Raw genomic sequence first — 1,001 nt, 5'->3', positions numbered from 1 at the left:
ATGAATAAGACGGGCTTCTGTAACGGGCCTATTGTCAATCCCGATTCGGCATAATCACGTCGCCGGCTTCATGCTTCTGTCCGCAGTCACCGCAAGGGCGCTGCATGATGGATGTCCTCAACGAACCGGCCGACCAATCTAGAAACGCGCAGTCACCCGAAGGGCTGCTCCCGTCTTACCGGCCTGACCTGGCTCGTGCGTCCCGGCGACGGGACCTTGCCATTGGGCGCGATGGTCCTCTCGCCCGAAACCCTTGTGTCCTACCTTCGTCCCTGTTCGATAACGATCACGCTGCAACCAGCCTGTGCTCGAAGCATGTCCCGTCGCTGAGCATACGGTGCATGACGACTGCCAGCTTGCGCGCCAAAGCGACCTTGGCCTTCTTCATGCCCGCCCGGCTAGCAATCTTCGCCGCCCAGCTCTTGAGCTGCGATCCCTTGACCGGCCGGGTCAGGATGATGTTGGCCGCCTCGTATAATGCCGTGCGCACCTCCTGGTCACCGCATTTGGAAATGCGCCCGGTAACATCAGTCTCCCCCGACTGGTACTTGCGCTGGGTCAGGCCCAAATGTGCTCCCACAGTCCGCGATGACCGAAACCGGGCCGGATCATCAATCGCCGAAACGAACGTCAGCGAGATCAGCGCTCCGACACCGGGCACAGTCATCAGCAACTGCGCCCTCTCGTCCTGGCGAGCCCGGCTATTGACCAGACCATCGAGCCTGCGAAACTGTTCAAGCAGCGTAGCCCGCGCCTTCAACAGGGCGTCCACCGCATTGTCGAGCCCGGGAACCGATGCCGCCAGTTCCCGAGCACGGCCTTCAAAAGTCTTGCGGTTGGTCGGCCCTACCTTCAGCCCGTAGCCACGCAGCAGTCCGCGCAGGCACAGCTCAAGATCGATGTACTTCGACTGTAGCATCTTGCGGCCAGCCAACAGCGTCCTGTTCTCCTGCGCTTCCTGCGACTTGCAATGAACCGGTCGATACCAGCCCAGGCGCATC

The 1,001-nt window shown here is 61.2% G+C and carries 1 protein-coding gene; it reads right to left on the bottom strand.

Annotation, left to right across the window (positions count from 1 at the left end):
* Positions 1–286: 286 nt before the first annotated feature.
* A partial coding sequence (locus tag H926_RS25715) for an IS110 family transposase (protein WP_022675373.1) occupies positions 287–1,001 on the bottom strand: 715 nt, incomplete at its 5' end.

The organism is Novosphingobium sp. B-7 (genome assembly GCF_000410615.1).
Taxonomy (GTDB): Bacteria; Pseudomonadota; Alphaproteobacteria; order Sphingomonadales; family Sphingomonadaceae; genus Novosphingobium; species Novosphingobium capsulatum.
This window is presented reverse-complemented; position numbering and strand designations above follow the sequence as displayed.